This is a genomic window from Microbulbifer discodermiae (assembly GCF_040742695.1).
In the GTDB taxonomy this organism is placed as follows: Bacteria; Pseudomonadota; Gammaproteobacteria; order Pseudomonadales; family Cellvibrionaceae; genus Microbulbifer.
The window spans coordinates 94,799-111,286 of sequence record NZ_JBFLAB010000003.1; the positions used below are offsets into that span (position 1 = coordinate 94,799).

General features: G+C 58.3%; 17 protein-coding genes. All 17 read left to right on the forward strand.

Annotation, left to right across the window (positions count from 1 at the left end; genetic code table 11):
• The first annotated feature begins 10 nt into the window (after positions 1-10).
• Positions 11-814: a phosphodiesterase gene (locus tag AB1S50_RS01790; RefSeq protein ID WP_367148660.1), complete on the forward strand. Its 804-nt coding sequence runs from the start codon at positions 11-13 to the stop codon at positions 812-814.
• A gap of 32 nt (positions 815-846) precedes the next feature.
• Positions 847-1,647: a hypothetical protein gene (locus AB1S50_RS01795; protein WP_367148661.1), complete on the forward strand. Its 801-nt coding sequence runs from the start codon at positions 847-849 to the stop codon at positions 1,645-1,647.
• A gap of 161 nt (positions 1,648-1,808) precedes the next feature.
• Positions 1,809-2,432: a YqiA/YcfP family alpha/beta fold hydrolase gene (locus tag AB1S50_RS01800; RefSeq protein ID WP_367148662.1), complete on the forward strand. Its 624-nt coding sequence runs from the start codon at positions 1,809-1,811 to the stop codon at positions 2,430-2,432.
• 8 nt (positions 2,433-2,440) lie between these two features.
• A complete protein-coding gene (gene parE / locus AB1S50_RS01805; protein ID WP_367148663.1) occupies positions 2,441-4,327 on the forward strand; it encodes a DNA topoisomerase IV subunit B in 1,887 nt (628 codons plus the stop codon).
• 124 nt (positions 4,328-4,451) lie between these two features.
• The gene (locus AB1S50_RS01810) at positions 4,452-5,318 is read left to right on the forward strand and encodes a GntR family transcriptional regulator (protein ID WP_367148664.1); all 867 of its coding nucleotides are present in this window, start codon (positions 4,452-4,454) and stop codon (positions 5,316-5,318) included.
• Positions 5,319-5,980: 662 nt separating this feature from the next.
• Positions 5,981-6,313 carry a Rieske (2Fe-2S) protein gene (locus AB1S50_RS01815; protein ID WP_367148665.1) on the forward strand — a complete coding sequence of 111 codons (333 nt, stop codon included), beginning with the start codon at positions 5,981-5,983 and terminating at the stop codon, positions 6,311-6,313.
• Positions 6,310-6,615, forward strand: a complete 306-nt coding sequence (locus AB1S50_RS01820) for a recombinase-like helix-turn-helix domain-containing protein (RefSeq protein ID WP_367148666.1) — start codon at positions 6,310-6,312, stop codon at positions 6,613-6,615. The genes AB1S50_RS01815 and AB1S50_RS01820 overlap by 4 nt, the downstream gene beginning before the upstream one ends.
• A gap of 44 nt (positions 6,616-6,659) precedes the next feature.
• Positions 6,660-7,709, forward strand: coding sequence for a Rieske 2Fe-2S domain-containing protein (locus AB1S50_RS01825; RefSeq protein WP_367148667.1), 1,050 nt, complete (start codon positions 6,660-6,662; stop codon positions 7,707-7,709).
• A complete protein-coding gene (locus tag AB1S50_RS01830) occupies positions 7,709-8,461 on the forward strand; it encodes an SDR family oxidoreductase (protein ID WP_367148668.1) in 753 nt (250 codons plus the stop codon). The genes AB1S50_RS01825 and AB1S50_RS01830 overlap by 1 nt, the downstream gene beginning before the upstream one ends.
• A 25-nt stretch (positions 8,462-8,486) precedes the next feature.
• Positions 8,487-9,425 (forward strand): VOC family protein, encoded by a 939-nt coding sequence (locus AB1S50_RS01835; RefSeq protein WP_367148669.1) that lies wholly within the window; start codon positions 8,487-8,489, stop codon positions 9,423-9,425.
• Position 9,426: 1 nt separating this feature from the next.
• Positions 9,427-10,614 (forward strand): NAD(P)/FAD-dependent oxidoreductase, encoded by a 1,188-nt coding sequence (locus AB1S50_RS01840; protein WP_367148670.1) that lies wholly within the window; start codon positions 9,427-9,429, stop codon positions 10,612-10,614.
• Between the two features lie 52 nt (positions 10,615-10,666).
• Positions 10,667-11,932 carry an MFS transporter gene (locus AB1S50_RS01845; RefSeq protein ID WP_367148671.1) on the forward strand — a complete coding sequence of 422 codons (1,266 nt, stop codon included), beginning with the start codon at positions 10,667-10,669 and terminating at the stop codon, positions 11,930-11,932.
• A gap of 42 nt (positions 11,933-11,974) precedes the next feature.
• Positions 11,975-12,496, forward strand: coding sequence for a cupin domain-containing protein (locus AB1S50_RS01850; RefSeq protein WP_367148672.1), 522 nt, complete (start codon positions 11,975-11,977; stop codon positions 12,494-12,496).
• Between the two features lie 14 nt (positions 12,497-12,510).
• The gene (locus AB1S50_RS01855) at positions 12,511-13,338 is read left to right on the forward strand and encodes an alpha/beta fold hydrolase (protein ID WP_367148673.1); all 828 of its coding nucleotides are present in this window, start codon (positions 12,511-12,513) and stop codon (positions 13,336-13,338) included.
• Positions 13,335-14,129, forward strand: coding sequence for an SDR family oxidoreductase (locus tag AB1S50_RS01860; RefSeq protein ID WP_367148675.1), 795 nt, complete (start codon positions 13,335-13,337; stop codon positions 14,127-14,129). Before AB1S50_RS01855 ends, AB1S50_RS01860 begins: the two co-directional genes overlap by 4 nt.
• A gap of 35 nt (positions 14,130-14,164) precedes the next feature.
• Positions 14,165-14,959 carry an aspartate dehydrogenase gene (locus AB1S50_RS01865; protein ID WP_367148676.1) on the forward strand — a complete coding sequence of 265 codons (795 nt, stop codon included), beginning with the start codon at positions 14,165-14,167 and terminating at the stop codon, positions 14,957-14,959.
• 12 nt (positions 14,960-14,971) lie between these two features.
• Positions 14,972-16,450 (forward strand): aldehyde dehydrogenase, encoded by a 1,479-nt coding sequence (locus AB1S50_RS01870; protein ID WP_367148677.1) that lies wholly within the window; start codon positions 14,972-14,974, stop codon positions 16,448-16,450.
• Positions 16,451-16,488: the final 38 nt, after the last annotated feature.

Below are 16,488 nucleotides of genomic sequence, written 5' to 3' on the forward strand. Positions count from 1 at the left end.
TGGTGAGAGAGTGAGCGAAGCGTCGAGCGGATCTGTGTATCGTCTGGTGCAGTTTACCGACCCCCATATCGGAGGGCGGCCGGATTACCAGTTGTTGGGCCTGGATACCGGCTACACCCTGGGTCAGGTACTGGAAGCCATAGCGCGGGATCAGTCCTCGGCCGACCTGTTGGTGGCCACTGGTGATATCACCGCCAATGGTTCCGGTGCAGCTTATCATCGCTTCCTGCAGCAGATGCAGTCGGTCACCAAGCCCTGGTACTGGCTGCCGGGTAATCACGACCGCAGCGCGCTTATGCAGCAGCTTGCCCCGGGGCACTGTACCGATGCCATTGAACTGGGCAACTGGCGGTTGTTATTACTCGACACCAGCGTGGAAAATCAGATTTGCGGCGGTCTGAATGACGATCAGCTGGACCGTCTGCAAATGCAGCTCCACGAGTGTGGTGATCACCCGGTAATGATCCTTATGCACCATCAGCCGGTGCCGGTTGGCAGTGACTGGATCGACGGGCATATGTTGCGCCGGGGTGCCCCGCGCCTGCTGAGTATGGTAACTGAGGCAGCTAATGTGCGCGCACTGGTGTGGGGACATGTTCACCAGCAGTTCGACAGCCGACTCGAACACTGTGGCCTGCATGCCACCCCCTCAACCTCGATCCAGTTCACCCCGGGCAGTGGTCCTTTTGCCGTGGACGACTGCATGCCCGGCTACCGCTGGTTCGAACTCAGCGCCGACGGCAGCTACCGCACAGGGGTTGAGAGGGTCACCATTGCCGAGTACGACGTCGATCTGGACTCCGACGGTTACTGATCGCCAACGCTATTAGAAGGTGATACCCGCCCTTGGGTCTGACGCTGCGGGCTGTGACTGGCGTCGCCCCGCCCTACAATGAAGTCTGCGGTGCCGAGCAGTTGAGGTTCAGCATGATAAAGGTCCTGATTGCCCCAGTGCCCCTGTTAACGGCGGTGCTGGTCTTACTGGGTGGCTGCCAGCAGAGCGGTACCACCACAACCCCATCCCAACTCACGTCTACCGCCGAGACAGGCGGGTCAGCCAGCAGCGGTGCTTCCGGCTTGGTGCCGCGCGCAGGTGGGGCAGGTCTGAATAGCGTGGAAGCCGCCTTTGCCCTGGATGTCAGCGGTGCCTCCGTGTACGTCGAGCCATTGGTCATCGATTACAGGCGCAGTGCCCAGACCGGCCCCCGACGCCTGGGGGAAGGGGACCTCCAACTGGGGCCCAGTGACCGGGCGCGACTGCAATCATTGACAGCGGGGGCGTTTAACGAGCGCTTTCTCGGCCCCAGAGGAGGGCGCCTGGCCACAGATCCGGGCGGCGCGGACTATCGTCTGCGGTTGCGACTGGAGAATTTTGCCCTGAGTGGCCCCCTGCAACTGACGACAGGTCTGCAGCGCACCTTTGCCCGGAGCAGCGCCCAGGGCACCCTGACAGGCGGGCTCTACAATCGGGAAGGCCAGTTGGTCATGCGATTCCGCAGCCGCAACCTGTATCGCGAGCGCGCGGGAGGGCTGGGTTCAGCGCGCTTTGAGCGCTTCTCCAGCGCCAGCTTCTGGGCCGAAACCCGCGCCTCCATGCGACGCACCTTTTCCAGCCTGGGTGCCAGCCTGGATGGGGGTGGGCGTTAAACCCCGCCGCAGACGTATATAACCCCGCTGTCGCTTGCCGGTGAGTCTGGACACAAGGCGCGCCGCGCGCCGTCTATAGGCGGCGGATGGTTTGCAATTGCGCCGGAAAAGGCCTGAGAAAGGGCTTTGCTCCCGCAAGGACCGGGCTATAATTCGCGGCCATGTCCGCCCAGCAATCTGTCAATCCACCGCTGTTGATCTATCTGCACGGCTTTCTGTCTTCATCGCAGTCGTTCAAATGCCGGTCGATGTGCGGCTGGCTGGCGCGGGCGCACAGCGATATCGCCTTCGCTGCACCGCAGTTGTCGCCACACCCCGGCAAGGCCATGGCGGTATTGACTCGGCTGATCGACGACCGCTTCGCGGCCGATGCGGATTCCAGAGTCGGGCTCTTGGGTAGCTCCATGGGTGGATTTTTCGCCACGGTGCTGGCCGAGCGCTATCGGCTTCCCGCAGTGCTGGTCAACCCCGCCGTTCGCCCCGCCCGGTTTATGCCCGCCTACCTGGGGCAGACCCTGATTCCGTACAGCGGCGAGGCGCGGGACTATCGCTTAACCGAAGCCGACGTTGATACTATGCAGCAACTGGAAGATGAATTGCCGCAACCACTGACGAGTCGTTACTGGCTGCTTGCGCAGCGGGGCGACGAGACATTGGATTGTCGCGAAGCGGAGGTGTTTTACCGCGGTGAGCGGCAAACTGTAGAGGATGGCGGCAATCACAGCTTTGCCGGGTACGAGCGTTATCGTCAGCCTATAATCGATTTTTTATTTAAGCAGCAGTAATAAGCAGTATGGACAACTATTCCGCCGAAGATATCGAGGTGCTCACGGGGCTGGATCCGGTACGTAAGCGCCCCGGCATGTACACCGATACCACCCGTCCCAACCACCTGGCCCAGGAGGTCATCGACAACAGTGTCGACGAAGCACTGGCCGGGCATGCGAAGAAAATTGAAGTGGTGCTGCACAAAGACAATTCGCTGTCGGTGAGCGATGACGGCCGGGGTATGCCGGTGGATATACACCCGGAGCAGGGGCGTCCGGGAGTGGAAGTCATCCTCTCCACCCTGCACGCCGGGGGCAAGTTTTCCAACAAAAACTACCAGTTTTCCGGTGGTCTGCACGGTGTCGGGGTTTCTGTGGTCAACGCCCTGTCCAAAGTTCTGGAAGTCACCATCCAGCGGGGCGGACAGATCTATCGGATGGGGTTCCACAACGGCGACAAGGCCTCGGAGCTGGAAGTGATCGGTAGCTGCGGCAAGCGCACTACCGGTACCAGCCTGCGTTTCCTGCCCGATCCCAAATATTTTGATTCCATCAAATTCTCCGTGCGGCATCTGCGCCACCTGTTGCGCGCCAAGGCGGTGCTGTGTCCCGGCCTGACGGTGGTTTTTATCAATGAACAGGATGGGGAATCGGATCAGTGGTATTACGAGGACGGTCTCACTGACTACCTGGCCGCTGCCAATCAGGGCTGGGAGGTACTGCCCGCAGAGCCATTCGTAGGCAGTTTCAGCGCCACCAGTGAAGCGGCCGACTGGGCTGTACAGTGGCTGCCCCAGGGTGGCGAAGTGACAACCGAGTCCTATGTCAACCTTATACCTACCGCCCAGGGAGGCACGCACGTCAACGGCCTGCGCGCCGGCCTGCTGGATGCGATGCGGGAGTATTGTGAAATCCGCAACCTGGTACCCCGCGGCGTCAAACTTGGCCCCGAGGATATCTGGGCCCAGTGCAGCTATGTGCTCTCCGCCAAACTTGCAGAACCGCAATTTTCCGGCCAGACCAAAGAGCGCCTGTCCTCCCGTGAAGCGACTGCATTTGTGTCCGGCGTGGCCAAAGACGCCTTCAGCCTGTGGCTGAACCAGCATACCGGGGAGGGGGACAAGCTGGCCGAGCTGTGTGTCAGCAACGCGCAAAAACGCCTGCGTTCGGCTAAGAAAATTGCACGTAAAAAGGTTACCCAAGGCCCCGCACTGCCGGGCAAACTGGCGGACTGTGCCAGTGGTGATACCAGTAGCTCGGAACTGTTTCTGGTAGAGGGGGACTCCGCCGGCGGCTCCGCCAAGCAGGCGCGGGATCGCGAATTCCAGGCCATAATGCCGCTGCGCGGAAAGATCCTGAACACCTGGGAAGTGGATTCGGCGGAAATTCTCGCCAGCCAGGAGGTGCACGATGTCGCCGTGGCGCTGGGTGTAGACCCCGGCAGTGACAATCTGGAAGGGTTGCGGTATGACAAAATCTGTATCCTTGCAGACGCCGACTCCGACGGGCTCCACATCGCTACCTTGTTGTGTGCATTGTTTCTGCGACACTTTCGCCCTCTGGTGACAAACGGTCACGTCTATGTGGCTATGCCTCCCCTGTATCGCATAGATATCGGCAAGGACGTCTACTATGCGCTGGATGAAGCGGAGAAGCAGGGGGTTCTCGACCACATAGCGGCGGAAAACAAGAAGGGCAAAATCCAGGTCACGCGGTTTAAAGGGTTGGGTGAAATGAATCCGCTGCAACTGCGGGAGACCACTATGGATCCCAATACCCGCCGACTGGTGCAACTGTATGTGGATGCCGGTGATGACAGCAACCAGCTGCTGGATATGTTGCTTGCCAAAAAACGCGCAGGGGATCGCAAGCTGTGGCTGGAGAGCAAAGGAAATTTGGCTGAAATAGGCTAAGTGTAAATTTTACCAAAAGCTTATAAATTTTTATGGCAATCCTATAAAAATTTAGGGGTTGTCTATAAAAACTGTATACTTCGAGAAAGGAATCTCGGAGTATCCTGCGTCCTGTCGTTTCACTGTGCGCTATAATTGTGGCTCCGAACTAGGCGCCAACCAAACAAGAAAAAGGGTTGCCTGTTCTTTTGTGGCCGCGATAAATCACAATTCCATGCTTGAACTTCTCGCCAAACGTACCGCTGACCATTTGCGACTCGCCCCAAGATCGCCGAAATATTTGTGCCTGCGAGATGCCATTGTGCAGATGATCTCCGAAGGGCTTCTCAGCGAAGGTGATCGTATACCTACGGAGCAACAACTTGCCGCGGCGCTGCCCGTTAGCTTGGGGACAGTGCAAAAAGCGCTGAACAACCTTGTGGAAACCGGCGATCTCTATCGCCAACGGCGGCGGGGAACCTTTGTCGCGGAAAGCGAGCGCCGCCACCAGCTAGGGTATCCTATCTTCTCTTTTTTCCGCCCCGATAACACCATGGTGCAGCTGACCTTTGTCAAGTTATTGAAACGGGAGCGCGTACAGAAATCGGGGCCTTGGAGTGACAGACTGGGGTCCTGTGCTGAGGGCTATGTACATTTGGTGCGTCGAGACCGCATCGACGGTGTTTTTAATTGCCATACGGAACTCTATCTGCGAGCGGATACCGCTGAGCAATTGATGCAAGTGGATAGCACGGTACTGGAACAGGAGAGCATCCTACCCCTATTGCAAACGCTGCACAGCGAACAAAAATTTCAAGCGCAAAACCAAGTTGGCTGTATTCGTCTGCCGCGGCCAATAAGGGAAGTGATTGATGCGGAAATGCCCGAGGAAAGTTGGGGAATGCGCCTTGAAACGCTTTATCAATTGACAAGTGGCAGCACGGTTGTCTGGCAAGTAATGCATATCCCCATCAATGAATATCGTCTGAATTTCCTGGTTGCCCACGCCTGATTGCGCTGGGGGTGGGTTATAGGCACTGTGTGACTTGGCTGAAAATTTCACCTAATGCCTAGCAGGTTGTTGAAAAAGGCATCCTGCCTGTTTCAAAACACGAAAAGCAAAAAATGTGATTTTCACTTTTCTCCCAAAATCAACGACTTAGGCGTCGCTGATTTTGCCGGAACATCCATATTCCGGTACCAGGCATCGAAATTCTTCGAATTTCAACAGGCCCTAGCTCAACACCAGTGGGTAGCATTGTCAGCGGTCCGCAAACGCCCCAAGTGACCATTTTGGGCCTCGCCATAGCCTCACTGTCCTGAATTTTTCAACACGATCAGTATCCGAATTAATACCGTAGAAGCTGGTCGATAAGCCCTGACTTACTTTTTGTTTTAAAAGTCTGAAATAAACAAATATATCACTTATAAATATATTTATAGTAAAACTCACCGCACATAAAGTAATTTAATAGGATAAAGCTCATTGCTGAGCCTCAGACTATCTACCTCTTTTCTATTCTCAAAAAAGAGATAAATCCTGCTTTTTAATAACAAATCAGTATATGTAAATACTATATAGTATTGACGAGAGATTTGTTTGGCGCTTATTCTCACCTCCGGCTATTCGAAAGATAACGCGCCAGATTCAGTTTTCTGCGGAGGTTTATTTCCATGAGCTGGACCACTGTCTGCACAAAAGAACAGATACAGGAAGACTTTCCCTGCTCGGTAGAGATCAACGACAAGAAAGTTGGGGTTTACCTAGTGGAAGGGGCCTATTACGCCCTTGAGGACATCTGCCCTCACGCCTATGCACTGCTGTCCCAAGGGTTCGTTGAGAACGGCCAAGTGGAGTGCCCGCTACACGAAGCCGTGTTCGATATCAAAAGTGGCAAGTGTATTCACGACGTGGGCTTTGGGGGCAAGAGTTTACAGACCTACCCCATTCGGATCGTCGATAACGCCATTCAAATCCAGACCGATAACCAGGAGTCCGATTCGTGAGCGAGCAGAACTTCAACCCCCAGCTCAAGCAGTGGGCCCAAATTATCCCTTCCAGCGAAGCCGGCCAGGGCCGGATAGAGCAGCCCGGCGGTTTCGACAATCGGGTATGGCAGACCCGTGAAAGACCTGCTGAGCCCTTTGAGCTGGCCCTGGCGGAAGCCCTGGAATGCGCCTTTGAAGGCGGTGCAGAAACCTTCGAAGAGTTGCTTGTGGCGCTACAGACGCAAAAGAGCTTGGATCGCCAGGGCTGCCTGTGGAGCGAGCAGACCTTGCTAAACGAATTAACCGTGCTCGGGCAATAGCCGCCTTTGTCGGTACCAGCGGCATAACAATTAAGAGGTTCACTATGCACACCCTTTCTTCCTCCGAGCAGGCAGTTCGCGATTATTTGGACACCGGTTTGCGTTCCCTATGGTACCCGGTGATTGCCAGCTGGGAGCTTGGCTCCGAACCCTTGGGCATCACCCGACTGGGTGAGAACATCGTATTGTGGCGCGACAAAGAGGGCGTTGTGCGTGCCATTGAGGATCGCTGTCCGCACCGGGGCGCACGTCTGTCCCGGGGCTGGAATCTGGGGGACAGGCTGGCCTGCTGGTACCACGGCGTAGAGGTGGACGGAGAGGGCCGCATTCGCGACGTTCCCGCGGTGGACAACAGCCCCCTGGTGGGCAAGAAGTGCCAGCGCCGCTATTCGGTGATTGAAACCCAGGGTGCCATTTTTCTCTACTTTCCCACCGTCGAGGGGGAGCCGGTTCCGGAATTGCAGTTGCCTCGGGAATTGAGCGACGACAGCTACAGCAATTTCTTGTGTGTCGCCAGCTGGCGCTGTAACTACCAGTACGCCGTCGACAATGTGATGGATCCCATGCACGGGACCTACCTGCACGCCAATTCCCATTCTATGGCCGAGGGCAATCGCCAGGCGGAAATGGAACTCAAGCCCACCGAAAGCGGCTTTGTGTTCAAGAAAACCGATCAGGCAGGGGTCAACTTCGACTGGGTGGAGTACGGCAATAGCGGCGCCCTGTGGCTGCGTCTGTCCATTCCATATAAGAAGTGCTTTGGCCCTGGCGGACCCTTTTGGATCGTGGGTATGGCGGTGCCGGAAGATCGCGACCACTGTCGAGTGTTTTTTTGGCGCATTCGCAAAGTAGAAGGCTGGCAGCGCCAGGCTTGGCGCTTCCTGTACCGCACCAAACTGGAAAAACTGCATTGGGATGTGCTGGAACAGGATCGCATGATCCTGGAAGCCCTGGACCCCGCCGCCCGGGATCTGGAAAACCTCTACGAACACGATGTGGGTTTGCAGCGCCTGCGGCGGGTGATGCAAAAACTTGCCAAAGCGCAGTTGGCCCGGCGCGCTGAAGCCGAATCGAGCCAAGGGGCAGGGCACTGATGCGGGGCCAGTCTCTTGCGGGCAAACGCTTGTTAATCACCGGCGCTGCCCGCGGTCTCGGTCGTGCCATCGCCGAGGCGGCTGCCGCCGAGGGTGCGCAGTTGGTTCTGAGCGATTTGCTCGACAAGGAATTGGTGGCCACTGCCGAAGCGCTGCGCAGCAGCGGTCATTCGGTGGAGACCCTGCTGATGGATCAGGGCAACCCCGATGCGGTCAACTCGGCCATGGCAAGCCTTCGGGGCCCTCTACATGGATTGGTCAACAACGCCGCCCTGGCCACCGATGTCGGCGGCGCGTTGATGGAAGACTACGATCTGGCGCTGTGGGACAGGGTGATGCAAGTGAATGTGCGCGGCCTCTGGCTCACCACCCGCGCAGCCCTGCCGTTGATGGAAAAAGCCGGGGGTGCCAGCGTCATCAACCTGGCCTCGGATACAGCGCTGTGGGGCGCACCAAAACTGATGGCCTACGTGGCCAGCAAGGGTGCTGTGATCGCCATGACCCGTGCCATGGCTCGGGAATTGGGAGAACGCCAGATTCGGGTCAACACCATCGCTCCCGGACTCGTCCGCGGTCAATCAACTGATTACGTTCCCGCAGAGCGCCATCGCCTGTACGCGGAGGGGCGTGCCCTAAAACGGGAGCAGCAGCCGCAAGATGTCTGCGGCAGTGTGCTTTATCTGCTCTCAGACTGGTCGGAATTTGTCACTGGTCAATTGCTGCCGGTGAACGGCGGTTTTCTTTTTAACTAAACGGTTACTTTATCGGAGCCAATCCATGTGCATTATCGGAATCGAAGAACTGGAATTTGGTGTGCAGGATATTGAGGCTGCCGCCCGCTTCGCCGACGACTTCGGTCTCGCTCGCGCCGCGGATTGTAACGGGCAGTTCCCGGCTTTTGAGACCCTTGACGGCGCGCGCATTTTGCTGCGAGATCTCAATGCGCCTGAGTTGCCGCCCGCCTTTGAATCCGGTTCCACCCTGCGGCGCATCACTTGGGGAGTGGTCGATCATCAAAGCCTAGAAGCCATGCGCGCGCGCATGCAAGGGCAACCGGGATTTATCGATGGTGGCGATCACTTGCAGTGTCGCGACCCCAACGGCCTGACCCTGATGGTGCGAACCAGCACCTTGCACCCTGTGGACCTGGAGGTGCCGCCGATCAATCAGTGGGGCGATATGCGCCGGGTGGACCTGCCCAGTCCCGTGTATGAAAAAGCCGAGCCAATTGGCATTGGCCATGCAGTTTTTTTTGTCGCTGATCTGGCCGAGAGCGAAAGCTTTTATCGCGAGGTAATGGGCTTCCATGTTTCCGACCGCTATACCGATCGCGGTGTTTTTATGCGTATGCAGGCGCGCGGCGGCCACCACAATATTTTTCTGCTCAAATTGCCTGGTCGCACGGCCGGCCTGAACCATGTCGCCTTCACCGTGCGGGATATCCACGAAGTGATTGGTGGGGGACTGGCGATGCACCGCAAACAGTGGACCACCTTTATCGGCCCGGGTCGCCACCCAGTGTCTTCAGCCTACTTTTGGTACGTCAACAGCCCAATGGGCGGCCCCTTTGAATACTACACCAACGAGGATTATCTGACCGAACATTGGACCCCCAGGGAACTGGTGCACTCGCTGGAATCTTTTACCGAGTGGGGTGTCGAGGGCGGTATCGACATCCACACCCGACGCCAGAAGCCCCGAGCAGTGGAGTCTTGAGGTGGACAAGGTTCTGGTAATCGGTGGCGGCCAAGCGGCAGGGTGGGCTTGCAAAACGCTGCGGGCCGAAGGTTATGACGGTGCGATTACCGTAGTGGCGGAAGAGGCGCATGATTTTTACGAACGCCCACCCCTGTCCAAAGATGCCTTGACTGCCGATGCACCGCTGCCGCGGTTGTTTTCGCCGGAGGATATGGCTGCGCTCCAATTGTGTTGGAAGCGCCCGGCACGTGCTGTCGCCATAGACCGTGCATCTCGGCAGGTGACGCTTGCTGACGGCGAGCGCCTGTCCTACGAACGCCTGCTGATCGCCACGGGTGCCCGCGCACGCCTGCCGGTGGCTGACTGGGCACAGTTGGACCGGGTGGTGACATTGCGAAGCTGGGATGACGCACAAGTGCTGCGCCGCCGACTGGCGACTGCACGCCGGGTGGCGGTGATTGGCGGCGGTTGGATTGGCCTGGAAGTTGCCTCCAGTGCCCGTGCTCTCGGGCTGGAGGTGGCAGTGTTCGAGCGCGCACCTGGTTTGTGTGGGCGCAGTGTCGGCCCCGAAGTGGCAGAGGCCATCGCCGAATTGCATCGCGAAAACGGTGTTGCCTTACATCTGGATTGTGGTGACCTCCATCTGGCGCAAACGCCTTCCGCCATTCATGTCAGAGCCGGTGGCAGTAGTGAATCTTTCGATCTGGTGGTGGTGGGCACTGGAGTACAAATCAATTTAGAGCTGGCCCGCGACGCTGGCCTGGACACAGACCAAGGGGTGCTGGTGGACGAGGCGGGGCGTACCAGCGATCCACATATTTTTGCCGCCGGCGATGTGGCCCAGCATCCGCAATTGGGTATTTGCCTGCAATCCTGGGCCTTCGCGCAAAATCAAGCGACAGTGGCCGCCCGCGCCCTGTTGGGCCAAGCGGTCGGCTACCGGGAGCCCGCTTGGCTCTGGTCTGATCAGTGCGGACGCAATATTCAAATTCTCGGTACGCCGGTCGCTAATGGCCGCTGCGTAGTACGGCGGGAAACGGCAAGTATCGTGTTCTTTTACCTGGACGCTGACAATCGGTTGGCGCAGATGGTGGCCTTTGATCAGCCCCGCGCCATCAAGTTAGGCAAACGCTGGATAAACACCGGGTTGGCGCTGGATGCCAGTCTCCTCGCCAATCCCGACTTCAACCTGATGCAGCTTCGCTAGCCCGCGACACAATTCGCGGCACGAGTATGCAAAGCAACCATGGGACCAGACGATGACAATAATAGCGGTTAACAAGTCGGCCAAGGCGCCAACCACGAGTACAACCAGTGCAAAGCAATGGGCCATTCCACTAGCCTTGCTTACCTGCGTGATTCTCTCCTTTTTCGACAAGATCAGTATCGCCGTGCTGCTGGCCATTCCGGCGTTTCAGGCCGATATGGGGGTGGTGGGGGACACCACTAAGCTCGGTTGGTTGATGTCGGCATTTTTGATTTCCTATGGCTTCTCGTCCATGTTCCTCAGTTCTCTCGCCGACGTTATCAGCCCTAAGCGTTGCCTCTATGCCATTATGATCGTGACTGCACTGATCATGGCGCTGATGGGGCTGGTTGATAATTACCAGCATATGCTCACCCTGCGCATTGTGCTGGGGGTGGTCGAGGGCCCGCTGTTTGGCATCGCCTACGCCATCGTCAAGCGAAGTTTTCCGCTACGGGAACAGGCCCGTGCCACCATGCTGTGGATTATCGGTACCCCGATCGGCGCCATGATCGGCTTTCCCCTCACGTTTCAGATTTTGCAAACCTTCGGCTGGCGCGCCACCTTTTTCACTATGGCACTGTTGACGATACCGATCCTGCTATTGATGTGGGCGGTGTTTCGCAATCAGCTCCATTTGGATCACACAACGCCCGAGGGCGAGCAGCGCGACCGTCAGCCGATCAGTGCGAAAGCTTACCTGTCGGCTTGTCGCGAGCTACTGGCAAACACCCCATTCGTTGCCGTGTGCCTGTTCAATGCCGCCCTGCTCAGTTACCTGTGGGGCCTCAACTCCTGGCTACCCACCTACTTGACCCAGGAGCGCGGTGTGCAGCTGAGAGATGCCGGGCTGGTTTCCGCGATCCCCTTTGTGTCCATGCTCTTGGGGCAGTTTGTCGGCGCCAGCCTGTCGGATCGCTACGACCGCCGCGCGTTGATGTGCGCCTTGCCGCTGATCTTCGCTGGGGTCGGTATTCTCGCTCTGTTGGCGTTTGACAATAGTGTTTTGGCAATCGCCGCGTTGGCCTTTAGCACCTTTTGTTGGGGCATGGTGCCGCCGAGCATCTTTACCCTGGTGGGCAAGCTGGCACCCGCCGACAAAATTTCGAGCTATGGCGGTGTCGCCAACGGTTTTGGCAACCTCACTTCCGCTTTTATGCCCGTCGCCATTGGCGCCTTGATCGCCTTTACCGGCAGCGTGAACTTCGGCCTGTTGTTTATGGCGTTGCTGGCGTTGATTGGCGGAGCCCTGCTACTGCCGCTGGTGCGGCGCTACTAGCGCGCCCGGCCATTACCGGAACCTGAAATAGAGGAGACAACCATGACCGCACAATCCGCCACTATGAATCGACCCGCCGACATGAACTTTTCCGACTGGATAGAGAGTCGCGTTGCACGCTACAAGGGCCGTACCTACGACTGGAACGCGCTGAAATTTCAGGCAGATTTCGACCCCAAGTACCGGCGCGCGCAGATGCGTTATATCGGCACTGGGGCCACCGGGGTTGCCACGGATACCAATACTATCCCCGCGGAACATTTCACTTTTTCCACCATGGTATTGCCTTCCAAGTGTGAAGGTCCTCTGCATGTGCACGATGATGTAGAGGAGGTCTTCTTCATACTCAAGGGACAGATTCGCCTGTTTTTAAAAGATGGTGATGACTACACCGAAACCGTGTTGCAAGAACGCGATGTAGTATCGGTTCCCCCGGGTATCTACCGCGGCCTGCTCAACGAGAGTGAAGAGGAGGCATTGATGTGCGTGATGTTGGGCACACCCAAGCCCAAGATTCCCACCTACCCGGAAGATCACCCGCTTTCCAAAATTAAGCGCAATTAAGGCGGCGATACCTCGTGCAGATAAAGCATTTGCAACTGTCAGCGGGTCCGCTCTATTACCGCGAGAGCGGTCGCGGCCCGGCATTGGTGTTGCTGCACGGCATCAGCTCCGGTGCTGCCTCCTGGGAACCGCTAGCGGCGCATCTGCCGGACTACCGCTTGCTGGCTTGGGATGCCCCTGGTTACGGCCAAAGTCAGCCGCTGGCGAACCCGTGTCCCAACGCTGCCGATTACGTGCAGCGCCTGGAGGACTGGCGCCAAGCTCTGGACTTAGAGAGTTTCGTCTTGGTGGGCCACTCCCTGGGCGCCATGGTCGCCGCCGCCTATTGGCGGGCCTATCCGGAGCGGCTCGCCGGGCTGGTGCTGGCCAGCCCCGCAGCGGGTTATCAGTACGCTGCACAGGAGAAAAGGGCCACTGTCTATCGCAGTCGCTTTACACAATTGCAGGACATGGGCCACGAGACCTATGCCGCGGCGCGCGCACCTCACCTGCTGCGCCGCAATGCATCTACGGAGGATATCGCCCAGGTGCAGGCCGGCATTGAGCGACTCAATATCGACGGGTTTCGGCAAGCCAGTTGGATGTTGGCGGAAGATGCCATCGCCAACTATTTGAATACTTCGTTGGTGCTTCCGGGGCTGGTGCTGTGCGGAGGAGAGGACTCCATCACCCCGCCGAAGGGTGCGCGAGAATTGGCACAGCACCTGTCTCTACCTTATCGGGAAATTCGCGGCGCCGGTCACGCTTGTTATATCGACGCGCCTTTGGCGTTCGCCGCTGCCTTGCGAGGCTTCGCCACCCGGGAAAAGTTCGCCACTGTCAACGGGAGGACCTCAGTATGAAATTGTCGATTGACAACCGTGTAGCGGTGGTAACAGGCGGCAGCTCTGGTATCGGCTTTGAGACGGTGCGTCTGCTGTTGGCCGCCGGTGCGCGAGTTGCCTTTTGTGGGCGCAACAAAGAGCGTCTGGAAAACGCGCGTGTGTTGCTGGAGGGCGATTACCCGAGCGGTGAGCTGTTGGCGCTGCCATGTGATGTTTTGAATGAGGACGACTGCCGCGAATTTGCTGTGGCGGTAAAAGAGCGTTTTGGTGGCTGCGACCTGTTGATTGCCAATGCGGGTCAGGGTTTTGTAGCGCATTTGGACGATACCCCTGAGGAGGCTTGGTTGGGCGAGTCACGCCTAAAACTATTCGGTGTGCTGAATCCCTTGGCCGCCTTTCGTCCCTTGCTGCGCAATTCCGACATCGCCTCGCTCACCTGTGTGAACTCGCTGCTGGCGCTGCAGCCGGAGCCACACATGATCGCCACTTCAGCGGCGCGCGCGGCGTTGCTCAATTTAACCCACTCTCTATCCCATGAGTTGATTGGGGAAGGCATTCGCGTCAATTCGATTTTGCTCGGCATGGTGGAATCGGGCCAATGGCGGCGGCGTTTCGAACAGCGTGGCGAGCGATCGCAAAGCTGGGAGCAATGGTCCAGCGCCATAGCGGCCAAGCGGGGCATCCCCATGGGCCGCCTGGGGCGGCCGGAAGAAGCGGCGCGGGCGCTGGTGTTTTTAGCGTCGCCATTGGCTTCTTTCACCACCGGCGCCGCGCTCGATGTATCCGGTGGTTTCAACCGGCATCTATAACGGCGCCGTATTTTTAACTGAGAGGAGTCCAGCCCTTGGACAAGAAATTAATGATGATCGGTTACGGCGCTATGGGGCGGGAAGTACACCGACTGTTGCCGGAGGGCTTTCGCCTGCATTGGGTAGTGGTGCCTGTCGCCAGTGCCGCCGCAACTCGCGAGCAGCTGGGCGGCCATACCAAGGTGTTGGTGAACCTGGATAACTTTGATGAACGTCCGGATCTGGTGGTGGAATGTGCCGGCCAAGCGGCTTTGGAGGAGCATGGCGAGGCACTATTGCGCCGCGGTCTCACCCTGGTTTCGGTGGCCAGCGGTGCCCTGGCGAATCCGGATTTACGTGGGCGTCTCGACCAAGCCTTGCAAGAGGGGGGAGGGCGCCTGGAAATCGCCACGGGTGCTATTGCCGGTATGGACGGCTTAGCGGCGGCCCGCAGTGGCGGTCTCGACAGCGTTTTATATGAGTCCTGCAAGGCGCCCCGAAGCTGGGCCGGCAGCCACGCGGAAACCTTGATCGATTTGGATCGGGTAACGGAAAAAACAGTTTTTTACCAAGGCAGTGCTGGTGAAGCGGCGCGCTTGTTTCCCGCCAACGCCAACGTAGCGGCCACCATTGCCCTGGCCGGCGTGGGTATGGAGGCCACGCAGGTGCGATTGGCAGTCGATCCTCAAACCGAGCGCAACAGCCACCGCATCCATGCTGTGGGGCGCTTTGGTGAATTCAATATGGAGGTCCGCGGCGTGCCACTGAAGGACAACCCCAAGACGTCCATGCTGGCCGCTTTATCTGTGGTGCGCGCCTGTCAGCGCCACCTGGACCCAGTTACCCTATAAATGAGTCACCCTATGCATAAGCCCCGGATACAGCCTATTTTTATTGCCGGCGAGTGGCGCACTGGGCGCGGCGCGCCGCTGATCTCTCAGTTTCCCGCCGACAGCTCGGTTAATGCTGAGTTGCGTGCGGCCAGCGTCGAAGACGTCGAAGAGGCGGTGGTACGGGCTGACGCCGCCCAGCGCAGCGCGGCCTGGAGAGCCACATTGCCACACCAGCGCGCCGCCATCCTCACGCGGGTATCGGATTTGCTGTTGTCTCGTGTAGAGGAATTGGCGGCTCTGCAGACCCGCGACAATGGCAAGCCGTTGGCCGAGACACGTGCCTTAGTGGCCAGTGCGGCGGGCACCGCGCGCTATTTCGCCGCTGCCTGTGAGACCCTTGAAGGCGAACTGCCAACCCCGCGCAACGGGGATTTCATGACGTTTAGCCAGTACGAGCCACTGGGGGTGGTAGGGGCCATCACACCCTGGAACTCTCCGATCGCCAGTGAAATGCAAAAGATCGCCCCGGCCATCGCTGCCGGCAACGCGGTGTTGCTTAAACCCGCCGAGGCCACGCCACTGGCGGCCTTAAAACTAGCGGAACTGTTTCAGGAAGCCGGGCTGCCGCAGGGATTGCTGAGTGTGCTGCCGGGTCGCGGCAGCTTGATCGGAGAAGCCATCGTCCGCCACCCGCTGGTGCGCAAGATTTCCTTTACCGGCGGCACAACTACTGGTCGCCACCTGGCCCACATCGCCGCGGATAAATTGATCGGTACCTCGTTGGAGTTGGGGGGTAAGTCGCCCACCATCATCTGCGCAGACGCGGATCTGGAGCAGGCGGTCAAGGGGGTCGCCTACGGCATTTTTAGTTCCGGCGGCCAGGCGTGCGTCGCTGGTTCACGGTTGTTTGTCCACCGCAGTATCTACCAGTCGGTGCTGACGCAGTTGTGCCAAGTGGCGCGTCAGCTGCGTGTGGGGCACCCGGAAAAGCCTGGCATTCACGTGGGACCCTTGATTAGTGAGCGGCATAGAGAGCAGGTCGCCAGCTATGTGGAGCGTGCGCGTGCAGAGGGTGGGCGTGTATTGGTGGGCGGTTGTCCTCCCGAGGATCCCGCACTCGCCGGCGGTAGTTACTTTCTCCCCACCGTAATCGAGGGGCTGCCAAATCACAGTGTTGTGTGTCAGGAAGAAATCTTCGGTCCGGTTTTGGTCGCGCAGCCTTTCGACGACGAGGCGTCCCTGCTGGCCCAGGCCAATGACAGTGTTTACGGCCTCGCGGCGGGTATTTGGAGCGCAGACTACCGCGCCGCACTAAAACTGGCCGAGCAGCTGGAGGTCGGCACTGTGTGGATCAATACCTACAAGAAATTTTCCATCTCCACGCCTTTCGGTGGCTACAAGGAGAGCGGCCTGGGGCGCGAGAAAGGTCGGCGGGGCATTCTCGCCTATATGCAGCAGAAAAGTATCTACCTGGGTCTCGATCCGAACCCGATCGGCTGGTGCGACTGATAACTGCTGCCCTGAGCGCGGCGAAATTCAAAAGATGA

What these genes read in the sequence shown, in the direction of transcription:
- AB1S50_RS01800 (WP_367148662.1), top strand. Translation starts at nt 1,809, where the DNA reads ATGTCCGCCCAGCAATCTGTCAATCCACCGCTGTTGATCTATCTGCAC.
- parE (WP_367148663.1), top strand. Translation starts at nt 2,441, where the DNA reads ATGGACAACTATTCCGCCGAAGATATCGAGGTGCTCACGGGGCTGGAT.
- AB1S50_RS01815 (WP_367148665.1), top strand. Translation starts at nt 5,981, where the DNA reads ATGAGCTGGACCACTGTCTGCACAAAAGAACAGATACAGGAAGACTTT.
- AB1S50_RS01825 (WP_367148667.1), top strand. Translation starts at nt 6,660, where the DNA reads ATGCACACCCTTTCTTCCTCCGAGCAGGCAGTTCGCGATTATTTGGAC.
- AB1S50_RS01830 (WP_367148668.1), top strand. Translation starts at nt 7,709, where the DNA reads ATGCGGGGCCAGTCTCTTGCGGGCAAACGCTTGTTAATCACCGGCGCT.
- AB1S50_RS01835 (WP_367148669.1), top strand. Translation starts at nt 8,487, where the DNA reads ATGTGCATTATCGGAATCGAAGAACTGGAATTTGGTGTGCAGGATATT.
- AB1S50_RS01845 (WP_367148671.1), top strand. Translation starts at nt 10,667, where the DNA reads ATGACAATAATAGCGGTTAACAAGTCGGCCAAGGCGCCAACCACGAGT.
- AB1S50_RS01850 (WP_367148672.1), top strand. Translation starts at nt 11,975, where the DNA reads ATGACCGCACAATCCGCCACTATGAATCGACCCGCCGACATGAACTTT.
- AB1S50_RS01860 (WP_367148675.1), top strand. Translation starts at nt 13,335, where the DNA reads ATGAAATTGTCGATTGACAACCGTGTAGCGGTGGTAACAGGCGGCAGC.
- AB1S50_RS01870 (WP_367148677.1), top strand. Translation starts at nt 14,972, where the DNA reads ATGCATAAGCCCCGGATACAGCCTATTTTTATTGCCGGCGAGTGGCGC.